Genomic DNA, 21,242 nt, shown 5'->3' on the forward strand with positions numbered 1-21,242 from the left:
TGGCCACCTGGACCGGCGCCTGCTCGATATGCGGCCAGCCCGCACCCACCCCCGAACCCCACCACAGGACCTAACAAAGCCCTACTAGAAGGAGCGCTGGCGGGCACGGGTGGGTGACGGGCGGACGTGCCGAGTGTCCGTCACGGCCGGTGCGGGCCCAGCCGGTCCAGGAGATCCAGGGCTCCGGCCACGTCGGGCGCCGTTGGCAGGCCCTCCGGCAGCGGGGGGCGGCGTACGACGACGACGGGCAGGGCGAGGTCCCGGGCCGCCGTGAGTTTGGCGGCCGTCGCGGCTGCGCCGCTGTCCTTGGTCACCAGCACGTCGATGCGGTGCTCGCGCAGCAGGGCCGTCTCGCCGGCCACGGTGAACGGTCCGCGCGCCAGCAGCACCCGCAGGTCGCGCGGCATCGGCGGCTCGGGGGGCTCCACGGACCGTACGAAGAAGTGGAGTTCCGGCAGGTGCGCGAAGGCCGCGAGTCCCAGGCGGCCCGTGGTCAGGAAGACCCGGCGGCCCAGGCTCGGGAGCAGGTCGGCGGCCGCGTCCAGCGACGGGACCGGGTGCCAACGGTCCCGGGGGCCGGGTCGCCAGCCGGGGCGGCGCAGCACCACCAACGGCAGGCCGGTCGCCGTCGCGGCCAGCCTCGCGTTCGTCGTGATCGTCTCGGCGAAGGGGTGTGTGGCGTCGACGACGGCGTCCACGCGCTGCTCGCGCAGCCAGTCGGCCAGCCCCTCGGCGCCACCGAACCCACCGATCCGTACGTCGCCCGCGACCGCCCCCGGCCGCGTCACGCGTCCAGCGAGCGAGGTGGTCACCCGGACGCCGGGGCGGGCCGTGAGCTCGGCGGCCAGTTCGCGTGCCTCGGTGGTGCCGCCGAGGACCAGGACGTGCGGGGACATGGGTCGAGGGTACGGGGCGCGTCGCGGGGGCCGCCGCGTGCGGGATGCGTGGCGGGGGCGGCGTACGGGGCACGTCGCGGGGACGGCATACACGGCACGTCACGGAAGCCACGTACACGGCACGTCACGGAGACGGGTTACCGGGTTGTCTGCGGCCCCGGCCGATCCCATGAGCCTGTTCCTGCGGGTTCGCGGGCTCGCCCTCGCCGGGCGGCGCGGGCGGCCGGTGGCCGACAGCCTCGCGGGCGGGCTGCCGCCGGGAGCACCGCCGCCGGTCGGCCGCCGAGGCGCGGTTCGGCGGCGGCCACCGGCGCCGCGCGGTGTTCCCGGCCTCGGCGTCACGAGTGCCCGTCTGGAGGACCACGTCAACGGGCCAAACCCGCAAGGGACTTCAGCCCGCGTCCAAAGACGCCCGCTGCCGGGTGACACTGCTGCGGCCAAAGGCGCCCCCTCCGACCGTGCGGAGATCGAAGTCGGCATCGACGGGGAGGCCCTCGTCGTGCCCACTCCCGTCCGGTGCCGTGTCGGACCCGGTGCGCTCCGGGTCCACGTCCCCCGGAGGCGGCCGGGCGTGCCGCAGTCGCAACCCCGCCTGGAGTGGCGGCGGTTGCGCAAGCTGGCGGCGACCGTGGGCCGTACGGCCGCGCCCCGGCGCAGCCGGTGGTCGGAGTCACCGTGGCCGACCGACCGGCTGCCTTGGTGACGGCGTCCCTCGTCGGGAAGGCGGCCCCGCGCACCTGACACTCGCCCGAACATCTGTCGCAGACGGTCACCGGGCCTCCCCGCGCCGTGCCGGTCCCGGCGATATCGTCCAGGCATGGAATCCGTGCGTGCCGTACTGATCGACATCGACGGAGTTCTCACCGTGTCGTGGCAGCCATTGCCCGGTGCGGTCGAGGCGTTACGGGAGATCCGGGAGGCGGGTCTGGGCGTCGCACTTGTCACCAACACGACGTCCCGGACGCGGGCCTCGATCGCCGGGGCGCTGGCGGACGCGGGGTTCCCCGTGACCGCGGACGACATCCTCACCGCGCCCGCCGTCACCGCCGCCTACCTGACCGAGCACTGTCCCGGCGCCCGCTGCGCCCTGCTGAACAGCGGTGACATCGAGGAGGACCTCGACGGCGTCACGGTCGTCGACGCGGCGGACGCCGATGCCGTACCGGACGTCGTGATCGTCGGCGGGGCCGGGCCCGAGTTCGGCTACGCGGAACTCAACCGGGCGTTCGGGCATCTCCAGCGCGGTGCGCGGTTGGTGGCGATGCACCGCAACCTGTACTGGCGTACGGACGACGGGCTTCAGCTGGACGCCGGCGCGTTCCTGGCCGGCCTGGAGCAGGCCGCGCACACCGCGGCCGAGATCACCGGCAAGCCGTCCGCCGCGTTCTTCCGGGCCGCGCTCGGCCGCCTCGGGGCCGGGGCCGACGAGGCGGTGATGGTGGGCGACGACATCGAGTCGGACGTGCTGGCGGCGCAGCGGGCCGGGGTCACCGGGATCCTCGTCAAGACGGGGAAGTACCTGCCTCAGACCCATCGGGCCGCGAGCGGCACGCCCGACCATGTCATCGGGTCCTTCGCGGATCTGCCGGGGCTGCTGCGGAGTTGGTCGGCGCAGGAGTAGCCGGGCCAGTCGTTGCGAGAGCCGCTGGTCAGCGCAGGAGCAGCTGGATTCCGCCCACCACCGTCGCCGCGATCACCAGCTGCTCGAACAACCGCTGGTTGATCCGGTTCACCGCCCACTTGCCGATCAACGCGCCCGGCACGACGAACACCACGAGCGCCGCGTCGAGCAGCAGCGAGCGGTCGTCGATCAGGCCGAGGCCCGCGCTGAAGGGCAGCTTGGAGACGTTGACGATCAGGAAGAAGAAGGCCGACGTGCCGAGGAAGCCGAGCTTGCGGAAGCCCGCGGAGAGGAGATACATCGACATCACCGGGCCGCCCGCGTTGGCGACCATGGTGGTGAAGCCGCCGAGGACGCCGTAGGAGCGGGCCTTGACGCGGCCCGCCCGGCTGGTGACCGAGCCGGGTTCCTCCTCCGCTTCCGCCGCGCGCCGCCGCCACACCGTCACTCCGGCCATCAGCAGCAGGATCGCGCCGATGGACGTCCGTACGATCGCGTCGTCCGCCCACATCAGGAACAGCGTGCCGACGACCACGCCCGCCGCGACGGCCGGGAACAGCCGCCACAGGGTGGGCCAGTGGGCGTGCCGACGGTAGGTGAGGACGGCGAGGATGTCTCCGGCGATGAGCACCGGCAGGAGGACGCCGGTGGAGGCTCTGGCGGGCAGCACCGCGGCGAAGATCGCGAGGCTGACCGTGTTGGCACCGCTCACGGCGGTTTTGGAGAAGCCGACGAGGAGGGCGGCGAAGGCGAGTGCGGCGAACTCCCAGCCGGTTATGTGCCAGAGCGTCATCGTGTCCATGCGGACCCTGATGCTACGTGCAGCCAACGGTAGCGGTAAGGAGCGTCTCGCCTGTTGGCCGGTTGCCGATGCCCATCACGTCGGGGTGTACGCCGGCCGAGGCACCGGCGGCGTAGCCGCCCAGGGACTCCAGGTCCAGGTCGTTCAGGGACCTCCTCGCCGACCAGGAGCAGTCCGGCCGCGCCGTCGTTCATCGGGGACGCGTTGCCCGCGGTGACCCTGCCGCCCTCGCGGAAGACCGGCTTCAGGCGGGACAACTTCTCGTACGACGTGTCCGCGCGCACGCACTCGTCGCTGTTGACGACCGCGCCGTCCGGGCGCTCCACGGGCAGGAGTTCGTCGCCGAAGCGGCCGTATCCGCGCGCGTCGGCGGCCCGGCGGTGGCTGCGCAGGGCGAACTCGTCCTGACGCTCGCGCGGGATGCCGTACCGCGCGGCGGCCTCCTCCGCGGTCTCGCCCATGGAGAGCAAGCCCTGCGGGTCCTTCATCCCCGGGTTGACCAGGCGCCAGCCGAGCCGGGTGTCGGCGGTCTCGACACGGTGCGGCAGGGCCTCGTCGGGGCGGGGCAGGACGAAGGGGGCGCGGCTCATCGACTCGGAGCCGCCGGCCAGCAAGATGTCGGCCTCGCCGGCGGCGATGGTGCGGGCCGCAGTGGTCACCGCCTCCAGGCCGGAGACACACAGGCGGTTGACCGTGGCGCCGGGCACCGACGCGGGCAGGCCCGCGAGCAGCGCGGCCTTCCGGGCGACGTTGCGGTTGTCCTCACCGGCCTGGTTGGCGGCGCCCCAGTAGACGTCGTCGACGCGGGCGGGGTCGAGCGCGGGCACGTCGGCGACCGGGCCGCGGAACACGGTCGCGGCGAGGTCGTGGGCTATGGACCGGCCCGCCGTGCCCTGGGAAGATCCCCGGGTACCATCACCGACGCAGCCGGAGGAGCCATGGCCGACGTCCGCGAGCACACCCTCACCGGGAACCGGGGGACCGTCATGGTTCGCGAGTGGCGCGACTCACGACCCCGGTACGTCGCACTCGTCGTGCACGGATACGGGGAGCACATGGGCCGGTACGACGAGGTGGCCGGTGTCCTCGTGGCGCATGGGGCGGCCGTGTTCGGGCCCGATCACATGGGCCATGGGCGGTCGGCGGGCGAGCGTGTGGTGATCGAGGACTTCGAGGACGTGGTCACCGATGTGCACGCCGTGGCCGAGCTGGCCAGGGCCGCCTGTCCGGGCCTGCCGGTCGTCATGATCGGGCACTCCATGGGCGGCCTGATCGCGGCCCGGTTCGCGCAGCGCTACGGCGACGAACTCACCGCGCTCGTACTGTCCGGGCCGGTGATCGGGGCCTGGGAGCTGCCGGGGCGGCTGCTCGCCCACGACGAGATCCCGGACACGCCGATCAGCCCGGCCTCGCTGTCCCGTGATCCGGCGGTCGGCGCGGCGTACACGGCGGATCCGCTCGTCTGGCACGGGCCGATGAAGCGGCCGACGCTGCAGGCGTTCGCGCGGACGCTGGAGACCGTGTCGAAGGGCGGCGACGTGGGGCGGCTGCCGCTGCTGTGGCTGCACGGCGACGACGACCGGCTGGTGCCGCTGCCCGGCAGCCGCGTCGGCGTCGAGGAGCTGAACGGCGGCTCGCTGGCCGAGCAGCTCTATGCCGGCGCCCGGCACGAGGTGTTCAACGAGACGAACAGGGCGGAGGTGTTCAGGGATCTGACAGGGTTCCTGGACGGCGTCCTCACAGGGACCTGACAGCGTTCCCGGCCGGCGTCGCCGTGGGTGCCTGACGCGTTCCTTTGACGGCGTCCTCGCGGCCGCCTGACGGCGTTGCCGAATGGCGTCCTCGCGGCTGCGGCCGCGGCCTTGGCCCCTGCGTGGCGTTTGCACCGGTTCGCCCTGGGCACCCGCGCCCGCATGGAGTGGTTACGGAGAGCAGCCTGTGTGGGTGAGGACCCTGAGTTGTTCTTCCCCGTGGGCACGACGGGACCTGCGTTGCGGGACATCGCGGCCGCCAAGCGCGTGTGCGCCCGCTGCGAGGTGATCACCCAGTGTCTGACGTTCGCGCTGCGCAGCGGACAGACCTCGGGCGTCTGGGGCGGAACCTGCGAAGGGGAACGCATCGTGCTGCTCCGGACCGCCCGGGCCGGCTCCGTACCATCCGGACAGACGGGGACGACGCACGAAGGAGAAGCGCGCTATGACATCGGTCGTGAAGAGCACGCTGCCCGAGGAGGCGCGCCGGGTCACCTGTGAGGCATTGCAGGACACCCTGATCGACCTGGTCGGGCTCTCGCTCATCGGCAAGCAGACGCACTGGAACATCGTGGGACCGCGGTTCCGCTCGATCCACTTCCAGCTGGACGAGGTGGTGAACAGCGCCCGCTCCTACGCCGACACGGTGGCGGAGCGCGCCGCGGCACTCGGCGTCCCGCCGGACGGCCGGCCGGAGACCGTCTCCGCAGATTACGGTCTGCCGTCGCCCAAGGAGGGCCGGCTGCGCGACTCGGATGTCGTGCAGATGATGGTGGAGTCGCTGGAGGCGGCGATCGGACGGCTGCGCGAGCGGATCGACGCGACCGAGAAGTCCGATCTGGTCACCCAGGACCTGCTGATCGGCATCACCGCCGACCTGGAGAAGCAGCGGTGGATGTTCGACGCCGAGAACTTCCCCCGTGACACCTGACCGGCCCACGGCACGGTCGTACGAAAGGGGCACGCGATGACCGACGCCCTTGAACTCGACGCGCTGTGGGAGAACTTCCACCGCGTCGTGAACATGACCTCGCAGGAGCTCGCGGCCTGGCTGCGGGTGCGTTACGCCGACGAGGAGACCGAGCCGCTGCCGGAGGATCCGGGCTCGCCCACCGGGCAGCATGTGCTGTCGATCCTGCAGAAGCGGCGGATGGATCTGACCGACGACGACATCCGGGTGATGCGGAAGGTCGTGGACACGGTCACCTCGCAGGTCGATCTGGAGAACGAGCCGGAGGCGGAGGACACCCGGCGACGGCACCGGCTGATGACTCTCGGCCACGATCCGCTGAAGGCGACGCCATGAACGCCCGCGGCGGCAAGGACCGGGACCGGCACGTCGTACGGGAACTCGTCGGCGCGCACGGGCAGACGTTCGCCGAGGAGGCGGGCATCAAGCTGACGGACACCCCGCAGCCGCTGTACCGGCTGCTGGTGCTGTCCCACCTGCTCAGCGCCCGCATCAGCGGCTCGATCGCGGTGGCCACCGCGCGTGCCCTGCACGAGGCGGGGCTGCGCAATCCGCGCCGGATGGCCGAGGCCGACTGGCAGGAGCGGGTGGACGCGCTGGGCCGGGGCGGCTACCGGCGCTACGACGAGCGCACGGCCACACAACTCGGCGACGGAGCCGAGCTGTTGACCAAGCGGTGGGGCGGTGATTTGCGGCGGCTGCGCAAGGAGGCGGACGGCAAGGCCGGCGAACTGCGCCATCTGCTGCAGGAGTTCCCCGGGGTGGGCCCGTCCGGCGCGGACATCTTCCTGCGCGAGGCACAGGGCGTCTGGCCGGAGGCGGCTCCCTACCTGGACCGCAAGGCCCTGGACGGGGCGGAGCGGCTGAACCTGCCGAAGGACCCGGACCGGCTCGTCGAGCTGGCCGGGAACACCGAACCGGCCGTGCTCGCGGCCGCGTTGGTGCGGGCCGCGATCGACAAGGAGGTGGCCGAAGACACTCTCCGCCGCGCGGGCTGACCGTGCCAGACTGCTCGCAGTTGCCGGACGAGCACGAAGGAGCACCGCGTGACCGGAACCGAGCCGGCCACATCCCGGATCGACACGACCCGGCCGCATCCGGCCCGCGTGTACGACTGGTTCCTCGGCGGCAAGGACAACTACCCGGTCGACGAGGAACTCGGCCGCCGGATCACGTCGATCAACGCGGAGGCGCCCCGCGCGGCCCGCGCCAACCGCCGGTTCATGCGGCGGGCCACCCGCGTGCTGGCGCGCGAGACGGGAATCCGCCAGTTCCTCGACGTCGGCACCGGCATCCCCACCGAGCCCAACCTCCACCAGGTCGCCCAGTCCGTCGCGCCGGACGCACGCGTGGTCTACGTCGACAACGACCCCATCGTCCTCGCGCACGCCGCCGCCCTGCTGCAGGGCACTCCGGAAGGGGTGACGAAGTACCTCCAGGCCGACGCCCGCGAGCCCGCCAGGATCCTCGAACAGGCCGCCGCCGCCGTCGACTTCGCCCGGCCGGTCGCCGTGTCGCTGATCGCTCTGCTGCACTTCGTCGCCGACGAGGACGGCGCTCACGACCTGGTGCGCACGCTGGTCGACGCGCTGGCACCGGGCAGTTGCCTGGTCCTGTCCGCGATGACCGCCGACTTCGAGCCGGAGAACGTGCGGCGGGGCATCGAGGCGTACGCGGCGAGCGGCGTGACGCTGGTGGCCCGTTCGCACACCGAGACGAGCGCCTTCTTCAAGGGTCTTGAGCTGATGGCACCGGGGATCGTGTCCCTGGCGGACTGGCGTCCCGCGCAGGACGAGGAGCCGGAGGAGGACGGTGTCGTCTCGCTGTACGGCGCAGTGGGGATCAAACCCTGACTCAGCCCAGCAACCACCCTCCGTCCACGCTCAGTTCGACCGCGTTGACCGAGGAGTTGCGCAGCAGGAAGTCGACCGCGTCCACCACGTCGGCCATCGTGGCGAGCCGGCCGGTGGGGGTCTCGGTGCGCAGGGCGGCGAGCACCTTCTCCGGCTTGGCCTGCCAGTACGGGCTGTCGCCGACCACGCCGGGGTGGACGGCGTTGACCCGGATCGGGGCGAGCTCGACAGCGAGGGTGTTCACCAGGCCGCCCACGCCCGCGTTGACCGTCGCCACCGTGGTCGCGCCGGGATACGGGCGCTCCTTGGCCTGTCCGCCGAACAGCACGATCGCGCTGTCGTCGTGCAGCCGGGTGCGCAGCGCGTGCACGACCTCCGTGTAGCCGACGAGTTTGAGGGTGACCAGACGCAGGGCGGCGTCGATGTCGTAGTCGGTCACCTTGTTGTCGTCGCGGGAGACACCCGCGATCACCAGGTGGTCGACGCGCCCGACGCCGGCCAGCGCCGGGGCGATCTCCCGGGGCCGGGACAGGTCGAGGGCGAGCCCACGGGCGCCGATCTCCTTGGCGACGGTGTCCGCGCGGTGGGCCTCGCGGCCGGTGAGGACCACCTCGTCCCCGCGCTCGGCACGGACGCGGGCGAACTCGCGGCCGATTCCGGACGTACCGCCGATGACAAGGGCGCTGCTCATGAGTCCAGGGCCTCCCTCAGGTATTCCCAGTCGCGTGTGAACCGGTAGGAGTGCCGGGACGGCGGCTGCGGCGCCTGTGTCTCCAGCCAGCGCACCGGGCCCTCCCCCGCGCCCGCGAAGCCGTGCACGCACCCGGCGCCCGCCCAGGCCACGTCACCCGGCCCCAGCCGGTACGTCGCGCCGTCGAAGGTCGCGTCCACGACTCCTTCGAGGATCAGGTACGTCTCCTCGAAGGGGTGGTCGTGGGTGCCCGCGACGCCGTCCGGCGCGTACTGCACCATGAACATCGTCGAGGAGACGGCGCCCAGGTCACGGTCGACCATCACCTTCACGGTGATGCCGCTGTAGACCAGCAGCGCGGTGCGCATGCTCGCAGACACGGCCAGCAGGTCCTGGGACTGCCTGCCCGGGTCCATCTGGGCGGGCTCGAAGTGGCCGAAGGAGCGGGTGCGCGGGTCGCGGACGTCGATGCGCACGGGATCGCGCGGCGGCAGGTCGGGCACGCGCTGGGTGTCGTGACCGTACCGGGCCCGCGGGACCGGTGCCAGCATGTCGGCCCAGCGCCCCGACGTGTCCCCGGCGCCGCGCCAGGCGTGCGGGACACCGGTCGGCAGCAGGCCGTAGTCGCCCTCTTCGAGGAGGTACGACCCCTCGGGCACGTCGAGGATCACGGCCCCGTCGAGGACGTGGAAGCTCTCCTCGTAGGAGTTCACGCGGGCCGGCACGTGGCCGTCCGGCCGCAGTTCGCACAGGCCGAAGCCGGTGTGCACGCTGCCGTCGTCCTCGCCGACCAGCGTCCGCCGCCGGTGGCCGTGGGCGTCGTACGGCGGCTCGGGCAGGTCGGCGGCCCGGCGCACCAGGTGGTGGGTCATGCCGCGGCCTTCGCCTCCTTCGCCGCGAGGAGCCGGTCGCGGGACTCCTCGACGAGCCGCCGCGCCCGGGCCACCTCGCCGAGCAGCCGCCCGTCCCGCTTGCGCAGCACGCCGTCGACGATAACGGTCTCCACGTTGGACACGTCCGCGCACAGCGTCACAGCGGCGGCCGCGTCGTGCGCCGGGGCCATGTTCAGGGCGGTCGCGTCGAGCGCGACGACGTCGGCGCGCTTGCCGGGGGTCAGGGAGCCGGTGCGGTCCTCCACGCCCGCGACGTGGGCACCGTTGCGTGTGGCGATCTCCAGCATCTGGCGAGCGGTCAGCATGGTGTCCGGCACCGGCAGGTTGGCCTGCCAGCAGTCGGCGTTGACGCGGGCGCGTTCGGCGCCGAAGGCGGCGCGGATCTGGGTGAACATGTCGCCGGGGACGGTGGTGACGACGTCGATGCTCAACGACGGCCGCAGTCCGTGCTCGAGCGCCGCCATCACGGGCGGCCAGCCGTGCCCCATCTGCTCCTCGACCTGCGGCGCGATCGAGACCGTGCCGCCGCTGTCGGCGACCATCCGCCACTCCTCCTCATGGAGGTAGCAGCAGTGGATGTAGGTGGTGTCCGGTCCGAGCAGCCCCAGGTCGTGGAGCTGCCTGACCATGCCGAAGCGGCCGGCGAGGCGGCCCATGGCCACGTGCACGGTGATCGGGATGCCGAGTTCGCGGGCGAGCGCCCACTCGGCGGAGACGACGTCGTTGACGCAGAAGCCGGGGCCACGGGTGGCCAGCGCCATGGTGAGCAGGCCGCTGTCGGAGGGGAAGTACTTGGCGCGGATGCGCCGTACGTCGTCGGGCGGTACGGCGATCTTGCTCTCGAACCAGTAGTCGGCGAGCGAGGTGTTGGCGCAGCCGTACGCGTACTGCGCGCGGATCCCGGACTCGGCCAGCGCCTGGATCGCGGCGTCCGGGTGCTCAGGCGTGTTGTTGATGTGCGACCAGTCGACCAGGGTGGTGATGCCCGCGTTGAGGCATTCCAGCGCGCCCGCGAGGTTGCCCGCGTACACGTCCTCGGGCGTGTACAGCGGCGCGAACGTGTCGAGGATGTCGACGAAGTAGTCGTCGAGGGTGGCGTCGGGGGCGACGCCGCGGATCGGCGCCTCCCAGGTGTGGCGGTGGGTGTCGACGAAGCCGGGGATCACGATGCGGCCGGTCATGTCGAGGATCTCGGCGTCGGCGCCGATGTCCGGCGCCACCGCCGCGATACGTCCGTCCTCGATGAGGACGTCCCCCCTGGGCAGGTCTCCGATCTCGGGATCCATCGAGATCACACGGCCGGAGCGGAGCAGCATCCGAGTGGTCATCGCCCTTCCTCCCATGGGGTGTTCAGTAAGCGGCGAGTGCGCGGACCGCCGTCACGACGGTGTCGGCGGCGGGGATGACCTGGTCCTCCAGCGCGTCGGCGAACGGCAGCGGCACGCACTGCGCCGCCACGCGTCTGACCGGTGCCTCCAGCAGGCCGAAGCCCTCGTCGGCGACGACCGACACGAGGGTGGCGCCCCATCCGCCCTGGTACGGGTTCTCCTCGACGGTCACCAGCCGCGAGGTCCGTCGCAGTGAGGTGAGGACACGGCTCACGTCGAGCGGGACCAGGCAGCGCAGGTCGATCACCTCCGCGTCGATGCCCTCCTGTGCGAGGCCGGCGGCGGCCTCGAGGGCCACCGGCACCATCGAGGCGAGGGCCACCAGGGTCACGTCCGCGCCCTCGCGGACGACGGCGGCGCGGCCCAGCTCGACGATATGGTCCGGCGGCGGGAGCGGCCCCTTGGTCGCGAGCAGCCCCTTGTGCTCGAAGAACACGACCGGGTCGTCGCTGCGGATCGCGGCGGCCAGCATGCCGACGACGTCGGCGGGCGTCGACGGTGCGGCGATCTTCAGGCCGGGGACGGTCAGCGCCCAGTTCTCCGTGGCCTGCGAGTGCTGGGCGCCGAAGCCGAGCCCGCCGCCGTTGGCGGTGCGCACGACGAGCGGCACGGTGACCTGGCCGCCCGTCATGTAGCGCACCTTGGGGATCTCGTTGGCGAGGTAGTCCCAGCAGCAGGCCAGGAAGTCCGAGAACATGATCTCCGCGACCGGCCGCATCCCGGTTATCGCGGCACCCATCGCCGCGCCCACGATGGCCTGTTCGGAGATGGGCGTGTCCCACACCCGCTCCGGACCGAACTCCTTGAGCAGCCCGACGGTCGTCTTGAACACCCCGCCGGCCTCGCCGATGTCCTCCCCCAGGCACACCACGGCCGGGTCCCGGCGCATCTCCCGTGCGATGCCCTCGGCGACCGCCTCCCGGTAGGTGATCACGTCCGCCATGCGGCACCTCCCTCGGCCCACACATCGGTCAGCGCCTCACGCGGATCGGGCGGCGGCGCGGCCTTCGCCGCCGCCACGGCCTGTTCTACTACGGCCCGTGCGCGCTCGTCGGCCGCGGTGCTCGTCTCCGGCGGTACGCCCAGCTCGGCGAGCCGCCCTCGTGCCAGGTCCAGCGGGTCGTGCCTGAGCCAGCGTTCGACCTCCTCGGCCGGGCGGTAGGTGGCCGGGTCGGCGCGGCTGTGCCCGAAGTGGCGGTAGGTCTCGGCCTCCAGCACGGCGGGCCCGTCTCCGGCCCGGGCCCGCCGTGCGAACCGGTCCACGGCTTCGTGTACGGCGACGACGTCGTTGCCGTCGACGACCTCGCCCGGGATGCCGTACGAGGGTGCCCGGTCGGCCGCGGGCCGGGGCACGGCCGTGACGTCGGCGATCCGCGTGTACTCCATGTACAGGTTGTTCTCGCAGACGAACAGCACGGGCAGCTTCCATACGGCGGCCAGGTTGAGGGCTTCGTGGAATGCGCCGATGTTGGTGGCGCCGTCGCCGAAGAAGGCGACCGCGAGCTGTCCGGTGCCGCGCAGCCGTGCGGACCAGGCGGCGCCGACCGCCATCGGCAGGTGGGAGCCGACGATGGCGTAGGAGCCGAGCATGCCGGTGGACGCCTTGGTCAGGTGCATGGAGCCGCCCTTGGCCCGGCACAGACCGGTCGCCCGGCTCATCAGCTCGGCGAGGCACTCCTCGGGGGTGGCGCCGCGGGCCATGGCGTGGTGGTGCCCCCGGTAGGTGGCGAACACGTAGTCGTCGGCGCGCAGGGCCGCGCTCGCGCCGACCGCGATCGCCTCCTGTCCGGCGGCGAGGTGGGTGGTGCCCTTGACGAGGCCTTGCAGGAACAGGTCGTGGGCGGCCTTCTCCGTACGGCGGATGAGGGCCATCTGCTCGTACAGCGCGAGGAGTTCGGTCGCCTCCATCAGCGATCCCCGGTGTTGAGATGGGACTGCGCCTCGCGCCGCGTGTTGAGCTCGCCGCCCACCGTCCAGTACTTCCGTCCGGCCACCAGCAGTTCCTCGGCCGGGAACTTGGTGATGACCTCGCAGCCGTCGGCGGTGACGACGACCTCCTCCTCGATGCGGGCGGCGGACCAGCCGTCGGCGGCGGGCCAGTAGGTCTCCAGGGCGAAGACCATGCCCTCTTCGAGGACTTCGGGGCGGTCGAGGGAGACGAGGCGGCTGAAGATCGGCTTCTCCCAGATCGACAGGCCGACGCCATGGCCGTACTGCAACGCGAACGCGGCCGTCTCGTCGGCGAAGCCGAACTCCTCGGCGCGCGGCCACACCTGGACGATGTCGGCGGTGGTGGCGCCGGGCCGGACGAGGGCGATGGCCTGGTCCATGTACTCGCGGCACCGGACGTACGCGTCCCGTTGCGCGCGGGAGGCGCTGCCGACGGCGAAGGTGCGGTAGTAGCAGGTGCGGTAGCCGAGGTGGCTGTGCAGGATGTCGAAGAACGCGGGGTCGCCGGGGCGGATCAGGCGGTCGCTGTAGACGTGCGGGTGCGGTGAACAGCGTTCGCCGGAGATGGCGTTGACGCCCTCGACGTACTCGCTGCCGAGGTCGTAGAGCACCTTGCTGACGACGCCCACGCACTCGTTCTCGCGCACGCCCGGCCGCAGGTAGCCGTACAGCTCCTCGTAGGCCGCGTCGACCATCGCGCAGGCCTGGGTGAGCAGGGCGATCTCGTCGCCGGTCTTGATGCGGCGGGCCTCCAGGAAGACCTGCTGCCCGTCCACGACGTCGATGCCTTCGGCGCGCAGCGCGGTGAGGACCGGCATCTCGGCGACGTCGATGCCGAGGGGTTCGCCCGCCACGCCGTGCTCGCGCAGCTCGGCGGCGATCTTGCGGGCGACGTCCTCGGCGATCCCCGCGTCCGGGTGGAAGGCGCCGCGCAGGGTGGAGATGCCGGCCCGGGCGCCGGTGGGCGGGCCGCCCTTGCCGTCGCTGTAGTCGAGCCACGGGTTGTACAGCTGGTGGTGGCGGGCGGCGGAGCCGAAGTCCCAGACGACCGGTTCGCCGCCGCGCACCAGCAGGGCGAAGCGGATCAGCTTGTCCATCGCCCAGGTGCCGATGTGCGTGGCCGTCATATAGCGGATGTTGGCGAAGTCGAAGCTGAGGACGGCGCCCAGCTCGGAGCGGTTCAGGGTCTCGTGCAGCCGGGCCAGGCGCTCTCTGCGCAGCCGGTCCAGGTCGATGCGCTCTTCCCAGTCGACGGCATTGGGTCCGTACGTGCGGATCGCCATGGCGACCACCCCCACTTCGGAGTGAACGTCCGGGTGCGGCGGGTGTCAAGTGTCACTGAACACGAACCAGACGCCGACGGCCGGCACATCTCCATCATTGCGGTAGCGGTGCGGGGTCGTCGACTCGAAGCAGACCGCGTCGCCGTGGCGCAGGCTGTACTCGTCGAAGCCGAGGGTGAGGACGAGTTCGCCCGAGGTCAGGTAGCCGTACTCGGTGCCGGTGTGGCGCATGAGGCCACCGGAGCTGGAGGAGGCGCCGCCGGGCCGGTAGGTCACCAGCAGGAAGTCGACGTCGGTGCCGGGCACGTGGCCGAGACGCTCCCACACGACGCCTGAGTCCAGCTCCAGTACCTCCCGCTCGTCCGGCGTGACCACAGGCCCGATACGGCGGCCGGGGTCGGTGGCGAAGGCGGCGAGGGCGTGCAGGACGGCGCCGGGCCCTCCCGCCACCGGGGACATGGCGGCGGCGGCCTCGCCCGCGTCGAAAAGCGTCTCGATGGAGATCCCCAGGGCCGTGGTGATCGCGTACAGGGTGCTCACCGACGGCTGGCTCTTGCCGGTCTCGATCTGCGACACCAGGCTCGCCGACACGCCGATCTCGCGGGCGAGGGCGCGCAGGCTCGTCCCGCGCTCCAGACGCGCCGCCCGGATGCGCGCGCCGACCGGCGGCACGGCGGCTGGGGACACGGTGGCTCCTCTCGCGGGCGGCATTCCCGGCTTCCCTGTGCAGCTGCATTGAACAGCTCGGGTTCATTGAACAGCTCACTGCGGCCACGGCGCCAGAGCCGCCGTCACCGCCTCCGCACCGGAAACTCCGCCCGCACCTCCCACCCGTACCCGGCCCCGGCGCGCGGCCCGGCGTGCAGCGAGCCGCCCAGTGCGGTGACCCGTTCCGTGAGGCCGACGAGGCCGAAGCCGCCGCCGCGGGCGTCCTCGGGGAGCTGGCTGCCGCCGCGGCCGTCGTCCGCGACCGACACCCGCAGCCGGCCCTCGGCGCAGTCCAGGCGGACGGTGATCTCGGTGGCGTCGCCCGCGTGCCGCCGTACGTTGGTCAGCGCCTCCTGGACGACCCGGAAGGCGCCGGCCTGCACCTCGTGGGGCAGGTCGCCGGGCACGGCCGGGTCGCGGTGCACGGTGACCTTCTGGATGGGGCCGGCAAAGTGCTCGGCCAGGTCGGTGATGCCCGCCAGGTCGCCGACCGGGCGGCGGCCGGCCGACTCCGGGCCGGTGTCGCGCAGCACGCCCACGGTGCGGCGCATGGAGGACAGGGCCTCGGTGGCGGCGTGTTCGATGCCGGCGAGGACCGGGTTGACGTCGTTCGTGCGGGAGGCGGCCATCATGCGGGCCACCTGGGTCTGCACGAGGATGCCGGTGACGTGGTGGGCGACGAAGTCGTGCAGGTCTGCGGCGATGGCGACGCGTTCGGAGCGGCGGGTCTCGCCGACGGCCACGGTGCGCCGGTAGTCCTGCGAGCGCAGGTAGGCCGCGAGCCCGGTCACGAGTCCGACCAGGACCAGGCCGAGCAGGACGAAGGCCACCGCATCGCCGCGGAACGTGCCGAACCAGCGCACGGGTGAGCTGACCAGGGCGGCCGCGTCGAGCACGCCGCACACCAGGGCCCAGGGCCGCGGGCAGTGCCGTACGGCGATGAACAGCAGGCACAGCAGGAGGGCGGACTCGCCCGGTCCGAACATCCCCGTCCGGCCGGGCAGGAGCGTGTGCGCCGTGTAGAGCAGGGAGAGGATCGCGGGCACGGCGGTACGCAGCTGCGGAGTGAGCCAGTCCGGGCGCAGGCCGGCCGGCCACAGGACGGCGAGGAGGGCGACGGGCAGCACGATCGCCGGCGGCCAGAGCGGGGTGCCGGTGCCGCCGGTGTAGAGCACGTCGAGGGCCGTGGCTGCGAGCAGGACGCCCACCGCGGCGATGCGTGCGCAGCCGCGGCCGGAGAGGTGTTTCATGCGCTCACCGTAAACGGGCCTCCGGCCGGCGGGATCGGCCGAACGGTCGAGGTGCCCGCCCCGCAACGCTGGCCGTTCGGCCGAGGCGCGCGCCCGCGCCCGCGAGGGTGGAGCCATTCCTCACCCACGGACCTTCGCACTTCAGGAGAGCGTGATGCAGCGCACCCGATTCTCGTCGGTACGACAGCGGGGCAGACCGCCCGCGCCGAGATCACCGTGCCGGCAGCGGCGGCCGGGCGGCTGGGCGCTGCCCGGCGCGAACAGCGGCTCGCCGCGCTGCGGCTGGCCGGGGCGACGCCGCGGCAGATCATCGCGATGACCGCCGCCGAGTCGACGGCCGTGGGCGGGGCCGGTGCGCCGGCGGGCGCGCTCGGCCACGTGCTGCTGCCCGCGCTCGCCGAGATCCCGTACGGCGTCGGCGGTTGGTACACCGGGCAGCTGTGGGTGGGCCTGCCGTGTCTCGCGCTCGCGGTGCTGGCCATGACGGCGCTGATCACCGTCAGCGCGGTGTCGATGCTGCGTCAGGTGGCGACCTCCCCGCTGGGCGTCGCCCAGCAGACCGACCCACGGCGCACCCGCCCGATCCGGCTCGTGTCGCAGCTCTCCCCCGTGTCCCGCCGGCGCCTTCCTCTGAGGCATGATCGAGCCATGACGACCCCCGCTCCGTTTGGGCAGCCCGGCCGGCCCAGTGCTCCCGGTGCGCCGATCCGCGTGCTCATCGCCGACGACCAGGACATGGTCCGCACCGGCTTCCGCTTCTTCCTGGACGCCCAGCCGGACATCACCGTGGTCGCCGAGGCCCGGGACGGCGAGGAGGCGGTGGCTCTGGCGCACCAAGTCCAGCCCGACGTGTGCCTGCTGGACATCCGGATGCCGAAGCTGGACGGCCTGGAGGCGACCCGGCTGCTGGCCGGGCCCGACGTGGCCGATCCGCTGCGGGTGGTCGTGGTCACCACCTTCGACCTCGACGAGTACGTGTACGGGGCGCTGCGCGGCGGTGCCTGCGGGTTCCTGCTCAAGGACTCCGGGCCCACGCTCCTCGCGGAGGCGGTGCGCGCCGCGGCGGCGGGCGACTCGCTGGTCTCGCCGTCCATCACGGTCCGCCTGCTCAAGCACGTCACCGGCGCGGCGGACCCCGAAGCCGTGCCGCGCCGCCCGTCCCCGCCCGCCCCGGCACCGCTCGCGGAGCCGCTGACCGAGCGCGAGCTGGACGCGGTCCGCCTGGTCGCCCTCGGCCGCACCAACGCCGAGATCGCGGCCGAGCTGTACGTGTCCCTGTCCACGGTGAAGACGCACCTGTCCAGCGTCCAGCTCAAGCTGGACGCCCGGAACCGCGTCGAGATCGCGGCCTGGGCCTGGCAGAACGGGTACGCGCGGCCCGGCTGACGTACCCCGCAGCGCGGCGGTGCTCCTGCGCCGGTTCCCGGGACAGTGTGATCAACCGGGCGGCACAATGGGCGGCGACGGCCGCACGGGCGAGAAGGAGCGAGATCGTGAGCGAGAGCCACACCCCGACGAGCGGGGCCGCGAGGCTGAACACCGGTGTGGCGCACAACGCGCGAGTGTGGAACTACTGGATCGGCGGCAAGGACAACTACGAGGTCGACCAGCAGGTCGGCGAGCACGTCGCCACGATGTTCCCGGTCATCCGTGACATCGCTCGCGCCGACCGCGAGTTCCTGGGCCGCGCGGTGACGTTCCTGGCCGAGGAGCGCGGGACGCGGCAGTTCCTCGACATCGGCACCGGGCTGCCGACCGCCGACAACACCCACGAGATCGCCCAGCGGACCGCGCCCGACGCGCGGATCGTGTACGTCGACAACGACCCGATCGTGCTCACGCACGCCCGCACCCTGCTCACCGGCAACCGCGAGGGCGCCACCGACTACATCGACGCCGACGTGCACGCCCCGGACGTGTTCCTCGAACGCGCCGCGCGGACCCTCGACTTCGGCAGGCCGGTCGCCGTGATGATGCTCGGCATCCTCAACTTCGTCCTCGACACGGACAAGGCGCGGGACATCGTGCGCCGGGTCCTGGCCGCGGTGCCCTCCGGCAGCCATCTGGTCCTCACGCACCCCACCTTCGACTCCGAGGTCGGCGGCGAGGGCCAGATCCCGGCGATGAAGTTCTGGAACGAGAACGCCACTCCGCCGATCACCGCCCGCAGCGGCGCCGACATCGCCGCGTTCTTCGAGGGCCTCGAGCTGCTGGAGCCGGGCATGGTGTCGTGCGCGCACTGGCGTGCCGGGGACGGCTCCCGGCCCGCGGTCCCGCAGTACGGCGCGGTGGCGTACAAGCCATGACCACAGAGGCTCACGGGCCCTGACCGCCGTGTGGGCCGAGCCCGTCGAGGAGGACGTATGACCACCCTGGCCGACCCCGTGCCCGGCGGGCGTCCCGGTGACGTCGAGCGGGCCACCGCGCTCGGCGCCGAGCTGTCCGGGCGGGGCGTGCACGGCATCGTGCTGTCGTACGTCGACACCGCGGGCATCGGCCGGGTGAAGGCGATCCCGGCGGCGAAGCTTGCCTCGGCGGCGGCCTGGGGCGTCGGCATGTCGCCGGTGTTCGACACGTTCCTGGCGAACGACGCGATCGTCACCACCGACGTCCTCGGCTCCCCCGACGGCGACCTGCGCCTGTACCCGGACCTCGACCAGCTGGTGGTGCTGGCCGGGCAGCCCGGCTGGGCGTGGGCGCCGGTGGACCGGATCACGCAGGAGGGCGAGCGGCATCCGGGGTGCGGGCGGACCGTGCTGCGCCGGATCGTGAGCCGGTCGGCCGAGCGGCACGGCCTCACCTTCAAGGCGGCCGTCGAGATCGAGTGGGCCGTCGGCCGCGGTGACGCGCCCGGTGGGGGGTTCGTGCCCGCGGTGTCGGGGCCGGCGTACGGCGCGACCCGGCAGGTCGAACTGAGTGACTGCCTCGCCGACCTGCTGGCGGCGCTCGCGGCGCAGGGCGTGGACGTCGACCAGGTCCATCCCGAGTACGCGGCCGGGCAGTTCGAGATCTCGGTGGCCGCCGCCGACCCGGTGGCGGCGGCCGACCGCAGCGTGCTGGTGCGGCAGACGATCCGCGCCGTGTCGCAGCGGCACGGGCTGAAGGTCTCATTCTCCCCCGCGGTCCTCGCGCAGGGCGTCGGCAACGGCGGGCACCTCCACCTCTCCGCCTGGCGGGACGGGGCGAACCTGCACTCCGGGGGCGCTCGCCGGCACGGCATGACGGCCGAGGCCGAGTCATTCGCGGCCGGCATCCTCGCCCGCCTGCCGGCACTGACGGCCGTGACCGCGCCGAGCCCGGCCAGCTATCTGCGTCTCAGGCCCTCGCAGTGGGCCGGGGTGTTCACCGCGTGGGGCCGGGAGACCCGGGAGGCCGCGCTGCGCGTCGTCACCGGCACGGCGGGCGTGCGCGACCAGGCGGCCAACCTGGAGGTCAAACCGGTCGACCTCGCCGCCAACCCGTATCTCGCCCTCGCCTGCCTGATCGCCGCCGGACTCGACGGACTGGGCTCGGCGCTGTCCCTGCCCGAGGAGATCAGCGGAGACCCCGCGCGGCTCGCCCCGGCGCGGGCGACGGCCCGGGGAGTGCGCCGACTGCCGGCCTCCCTTCAGGAGGCGGTCGCCCAGTTCCGTACGGACGACGTACTGCGGGACGCGCTGGGCCCGGTCCTGGCCGACGCCGTGCTCGCCGTACGGGAGGGGGAGCTGGCGGCCGTCGCCGGGCTGGACGACGAGCAGGTGGCGGCGGCGTACCGCTGGGTGTACTGAGATGAGCGGGGCACCCCGTTCCGGAAGCTGCTGTACAGCTCGGACGCCTATGGGCTGGCCGAGTTCCACCACCTCGGCGCGCTGGCTTTCCGGCACGGCCTGGCCGGCCTGCTGCAGGAGCGGGTGGACACCGACGAGCTGGCCCTGCCGGACGCGCTGCGGATCGCCGCGTGGGCGGGCCGCGACAACGCCCGCCGGGTCTACCGGCTGTCCGGCGACCCGCCGAACGGAGGCTGAACAGTGGGTGGCCGGCCATCGTGGCCGAAGTGTGGCCGGTCACAGTTGTCCCGGAGCGGCTCCCCAGAAGCCCGAACGGCTGAAAGTATGATCAAGCAATGTCTGACATGACCGAAACCACGACCGGCTGGCTGGCTCCCGACGAACTGGAGCAAGCACGCGCCCGCATGCCGATCCTGTACGTCGACGCCGTTCCCGTGCGCGTCGACGACAGCGGCGAAGTCATCAGTGTCGGCCTGCTGCTGCGCATCGGCCCGGACGGCACGGTCAGCCGGACGCTGGTCTCCGGCCGCGTGCTGCACCACGAGCGGGTCCGCGACGCGCTGCTGCGCCACCTGGAGAAGGACCTCGGCCCGGTGGCCCTGCCCCGCGTCCCGGCGGCGCTCCAGCCCTTCACGGTCGCGGAGTACTTCCCGACCCAGGGCATCACGCCGTACCACGACCCGCGCCAGCACGCGGTGTCGCTCGCCTACATCGTGCCGGTCACCGGCGACTGCCGCCCCCGGCAGGACGCGCTCGACCTGGTGTGGTTCAGCCCGCAGGAAGCCCTGTCGCCGGCGGTGCAGAGCGAGATGCCGGGTGGGCACGGGGTGCTGCTGAAGCAGGCGCTGGCGCATGTGGGCTGTGTGATCTGACCGGTCGGGACGGCGCGGGCCGTGGTCCGGCGGAACCGGTGCCGAGGGGGCCGGTGCCCGGGTGACAGCGCGGGGAAAGGAGCGACGGAACACGCACCTGAAGGGCCTGGCCGGTCTGAAGCTGATCGCCATCGAGGACCCGCGACGGGGACGGCGCGGCCCGGCCGGTGACCGCGGCGGTGGAGCACCATGCACCCGATGGTGCGGGCCGCGAGCCGCGCACACGCCGACTTCACCGTGCAGGCACCGGTGACGCTCCGGCTGTCACCGCGCTGTTGCACCGGTTCATCGAATCCCTGCAACCGCACCAGCCGGCGGACTGTCGTCGAGGAACTACAGCAGCGCCACCGATCTCCAACTGAAGGGTCATCGCTTCCGGTCTTCCCTGAGACGTGCCCGGATCCGTCGCACGGCCAGCACTGTGGAGGTCGCCATCGAGACGATGAGAAGGATCCTGTCGAAGCTCATTAGAGGACCATCCCTTCTGCAGCCCTCACGAGTAGGGTTGTGACCTCTCGGTCCCGGTGGGTGCATGGCCAGTGATGCG

20 protein-coding genes and 3 pseudogenes are annotated in these 21,242 nt (G+C 72.6%); 12 read left to right on the forward strand and 11 right to left on the reverse strand.

Annotation, left to right across the window (positions count from 1 at the left end; all coding sequences use genetic code 11):
- Window positions 1-140 precede the first annotated feature (140 nt).
- Window positions 141-896 carry a cobalt-precorrin-6A reductase gene (locus tag H8R17_RS39645; protein WP_187828046.1) on the reverse strand — a complete coding sequence of 252 codons (756 nt, stop codon included), beginning with the start codon at window positions 894-896 and terminating at the stop codon, window positions 141-143.
- A gap of 817 nt (window positions 897-1,713) precedes the next feature.
- Here H8R17_RS39645 and H8R17_RS39650 point away from each other — a divergent pair.
- Window positions 1,714-2,517, forward strand: a complete 804-nt coding sequence (locus tag H8R17_RS39650) for an HAD-IIA family hydrolase (RefSeq protein ID WP_187828047.1) — start codon at window positions 1,714-1,716, stop codon at window positions 2,515-2,517.
- A 28-nt stretch (window positions 2,518-2,545) separates the two neighbouring features.
- Here the strand turns inward: H8R17_RS39650 and H8R17_RS39655 are convergent, their stop codons facing one another.
- Window positions 2,546-3,319 (reverse strand): sulfite exporter TauE/SafE family protein, encoded by a 774-nt coding sequence (locus H8R17_RS39655; RefSeq protein WP_187828048.1) that lies wholly within the window; start codon window positions 3,317-3,319, stop codon window positions 2,546-2,548.
- Between the two features lie 37 nt (window positions 3,320-3,356).
- A pseudogene (locus H8R17_RS39660) lies at window positions 3,357-4,188 on the reverse strand (acetyl-CoA C-acyltransferase); the annotation flags it as partial.
- A 69-nt stretch (window positions 4,189-4,257) separates the two neighbouring features.
- Between H8R17_RS39660 and H8R17_RS39665 the strand changes: the two are divergent.
- The 6 genes and pseudogenes from H8R17_RS39665 (at window position 4,258) to H8R17_RS39690 (ending at window position 7,893) form a co-directional block, all read left to right on the forward strand.
- A complete protein-coding gene (locus tag H8R17_RS39665; RefSeq protein ID WP_187828049.1) occupies window positions 4,258-5,070 on the forward strand; it encodes an alpha/beta hydrolase in 813 nt (270 codons plus the stop codon).
- A 162-nt stretch (window positions 5,071-5,232) separates the two neighbouring features.
- Window positions 5,233-5,454, forward strand: a pseudogene (locus H8R17_RS47995) (WhiB family transcriptional regulator); the annotation flags it as partial.
- A gap of 61 nt (window positions 5,455-5,515) precedes the next feature.
- On the forward strand, window positions 5,516-6,001 hold the full coding sequence (locus H8R17_RS39675; protein WP_187828050.1) for a Dps family protein: 486 nt from the start codon (window positions 5,516-5,518) through the stop codon (window positions 5,999-6,001).
- 36 nt (window positions 6,002-6,037) lie between these two features.
- Complete coding sequence (locus tag H8R17_RS39680) at window positions 6,038-6,376, forward strand: DUF3140 domain-containing protein (protein WP_187828051.1); 339 nt, start codon at window positions 6,038-6,040, stop codon at window positions 6,374-6,376.
- The gene (locus H8R17_RS39685) at window positions 6,373-7,038 is read left to right on the forward strand and encodes an endonuclease (protein ID WP_187828052.1); all 666 of its coding nucleotides are present in this window, start codon (window positions 6,373-6,375) and stop codon (window positions 7,036-7,038) included. Before H8R17_RS39680 ends, H8R17_RS39685 begins: the two co-directional genes overlap by 4 nt.
- 48 nt (window positions 7,039-7,086) lie before the next feature.
- Window positions 7,087-7,893 (forward strand): SAM-dependent methyltransferase, encoded by an 807-nt coding sequence (locus H8R17_RS39690; protein ID WP_187828053.1) that lies wholly within the window; start codon window positions 7,087-7,089, stop codon window positions 7,891-7,893.
- Window position 7,894: 1 nt separating this feature from the next.
- Here H8R17_RS39690 and H8R17_RS39695 read toward each other — a convergent pair whose 3' ends face one another.
- The 8 genes from H8R17_RS39695 to H8R17_RS39730 form a co-directional block, all read right to left on the reverse strand.
- Window positions 7,895-8,584, reverse strand: coding sequence for an SDR family NAD(P)-dependent oxidoreductase (locus H8R17_RS39695; RefSeq protein ID WP_187828054.1), 690 nt, complete (start codon window positions 8,582-8,584; stop codon window positions 7,895-7,897).
- Window positions 8,581-9,456: a cupin domain-containing protein gene (locus tag H8R17_RS39700; RefSeq protein ID WP_187828055.1), complete on the reverse strand. Its 876-nt coding sequence runs from the start codon at window positions 9,454-9,456 to the stop codon at window positions 8,581-8,583. Before H8R17_RS39700 ends, H8R17_RS39695 begins: the two co-directional genes overlap by 4 nt.
- Window positions 9,453-10,805, reverse strand: coding sequence for an amidohydrolase family protein (locus H8R17_RS39705; RefSeq protein ID WP_187828056.1), 1,353 nt, complete (start codon window positions 10,803-10,805; stop codon window positions 9,453-9,455). The genes H8R17_RS39700 and H8R17_RS39705 overlap by 4 nt, the downstream gene beginning before the upstream one ends.
- A 22-nt stretch (window positions 10,806-10,827) precedes the next feature.
- The gene (locus H8R17_RS39710) at window positions 10,828-11,808 is read right to left on the reverse strand and encodes an alpha-ketoacid dehydrogenase subunit beta (protein ID WP_187828057.1); all 981 of its coding nucleotides are present in this window, start codon (window positions 11,806-11,808) and stop codon (window positions 10,828-10,830) included.
- The gene (locus tag H8R17_RS39715) at window positions 11,796-12,773 is read right to left on the reverse strand and encodes a thiamine pyrophosphate-dependent dehydrogenase E1 component subunit alpha (RefSeq protein WP_187828058.1); all 978 of its coding nucleotides are present in this window, start codon (window positions 12,771-12,773) and stop codon (window positions 11,796-11,798) included. Before H8R17_RS39715 ends, H8R17_RS39710 begins: the two co-directional genes overlap by 13 nt.
- A complete protein-coding gene (locus H8R17_RS39720; RefSeq protein WP_187828059.1) occupies window positions 12,773-14,098 on the reverse strand; it encodes a Xaa-Pro peptidase family protein in 1,326 nt (441 codons plus the stop codon). The genes H8R17_RS39715 and H8R17_RS39720 overlap by 1 nt, the downstream gene beginning before the upstream one ends.
- Window positions 14,099-14,143: 45 nt before the next feature.
- Window positions 14,144-14,785, reverse strand: coding sequence for a helix-turn-helix domain-containing protein (locus tag H8R17_RS39725; RefSeq protein ID WP_187828060.1), 642 nt, complete (start codon window positions 14,783-14,785; stop codon window positions 14,144-14,146).
- Window positions 14,786-14,889: 104 nt separating this feature from the next.
- Window positions 14,890-16,056, reverse strand: a complete 1,167-nt coding sequence (locus tag H8R17_RS39730) for a sensor histidine kinase (protein ID WP_187828061.1) — start codon at window positions 16,054-16,056, stop codon at window positions 14,890-14,892.
- A gap of 648 nt (window positions 16,057-16,704) precedes the next feature.
- Between H8R17_RS39730 and H8R17_RS39735 the strand changes: the two genes are divergently transcribed.
- From H8R17_RS39735 to H8R17_RS39755, 5 genes and pseudogenes are all read left to right on the forward strand, one after another.
- Window positions 16,705-17,442, forward strand: a complete 738-nt coding sequence (locus H8R17_RS39735) for a response regulator transcription factor (RefSeq protein ID WP_187828065.1) — start codon at window positions 16,705-16,707, stop codon at window positions 17,440-17,442.
- A 107-nt stretch (window positions 17,443-17,549) separates the two neighbouring features.
- A complete protein-coding gene (locus H8R17_RS39740; protein WP_187828062.1) occupies window positions 17,550-18,362 on the forward strand; it encodes an SAM-dependent methyltransferase in 813 nt (270 codons plus the stop codon).
- A gap of 57 nt (window positions 18,363-18,419) precedes the next feature.
- Complete coding sequence (locus H8R17_RS39745) at window positions 18,420-19,823, forward strand: glutamine synthetase family protein (RefSeq protein WP_187828063.1); 1,404 nt, start codon at window positions 18,420-18,422, stop codon at window positions 19,821-19,823.
- A gap of 12 nt (window positions 19,824-19,835) precedes the next feature.
- Window positions 19,836-20,060, forward strand: a pseudogene (locus tag H8R17_RS39750) (amidohydrolase); the annotation flags it as partial.
- Between the two features lie 107 nt (window positions 20,061-20,167).
- Window positions 20,168-20,695, forward strand: a complete 528-nt coding sequence (locus tag H8R17_RS39755) for an NUDIX hydrolase family protein (protein WP_187828066.1) — start codon at window positions 20,168-20,170, stop codon at window positions 20,693-20,695.
- Window positions 20,696-21,242: the final 547 nt, after the last annotated feature.

This window comes from Streptomyces sp. TRM68367, from assembly GCF_014495685.1.
GTDB lineage: Bacteria > Actinomycetota > Actinomycetes > Streptomycetales > Streptomycetaceae > Streptomyces.

Bases quoted from the DNA above. Each gene is read 5' to 3' on its own strand.
- H8R17_RS39730 (WP_187828061.1), bottom strand. From the start codon at position 16,056: ATGAAACACCTCTCCGGCCGCGGCTGCGCACGCATCGCCGCGGTGGGC.
- H8R17_RS39665 (WP_187828049.1), top strand. From the start codon at position 4,258: ATGGCCGACGTCCGCGAGCACACCCTCACCGGGAACCGGGGGACCGTC.
- H8R17_RS39655 (WP_187828048.1), bottom strand. From the start codon at position 3,319: ATGGACACGATGACGCTCTGGCACATAACCGGCTGGGAGTTCGCCGCA.
- H8R17_RS39700 (WP_187828055.1), bottom strand. From the start codon at position 9,456: ATGACCCACCACCTGGTGCGCCGGGCCGCCGACCTGCCCGAGCCGCCG.
- H8R17_RS39715 (WP_187828058.1), bottom strand. From the start codon at position 12,773: ATGGAGGCGACCGAACTCCTCGCGCTGTACGAGCAGATGGCCCTCATC.
- H8R17_RS39755 (WP_187828066.1), top strand. From the start codon at position 20,168: ATGACCGAAACCACGACCGGCTGGCTGGCTCCCGACGAACTGGAGCAA.
- H8R17_RS39650 (WP_187828047.1), top strand. From the start codon at position 1,714: ATGGAATCCGTGCGTGCCGTACTGATCGACATCGACGGAGTTCTCACC.
- H8R17_RS39705 (WP_187828056.1), bottom strand. From the start codon at position 10,805: ATGACCACTCGGATGCTGCTCCGCTCCGGCCGTGTGATCTCGATGGAT.
- H8R17_RS39695 (WP_187828054.1), bottom strand. From the start codon at position 8,584: ATGAGCAGCGCCCTTGTCATCGGCGGTACGTCCGGAATCGGCCGCGAG.
- H8R17_RS39680 (WP_187828051.1), top strand. From the start codon at position 6,038: ATGACCGACGCCCTTGAACTCGACGCGCTGTGGGAGAACTTCCACCGC.
- H8R17_RS39675 (WP_187828050.1), top strand. From the start codon at position 5,516: ATGACATCGGTCGTGAAGAGCACGCTGCCCGAGGAGGCGCGCCGGGTC.
- H8R17_RS39710 (WP_187828057.1), bottom strand. From the start codon at position 11,808: ATGGCGGACGTGATCACCTACCGGGAGGCGGTCGCCGAGGGCATCGCA.
- H8R17_RS39685 (WP_187828052.1), top strand. From the start codon at position 6,373: ATGAACGCCCGCGGCGGCAAGGACCGGGACCGGCACGTCGTACGGGAA.
- H8R17_RS39735 (WP_187828065.1), top strand. From the start codon at position 16,705: ATGACGACCCCCGCTCCGTTTGGGCAGCCCGGCCGGCCCAGTGCTCCC.
- H8R17_RS39645 (WP_187828046.1), bottom strand. From the start codon at position 896: ATGTCCCCGCACGTCCTGGTCCTCGGCGGCACCACCGAGGCACGCGAA.
- H8R17_RS39720 (WP_187828059.1), bottom strand. From the start codon at position 14,098: ATGGCGATCCGCACGTACGGACCCAATGCCGTCGACTGGGAAGAGCGC.
- H8R17_RS39745 (WP_187828063.1), top strand. From the start codon at position 18,420: ATGACCACCCTGGCCGACCCCGTGCCCGGCGGGCGTCCCGGTGACGTC.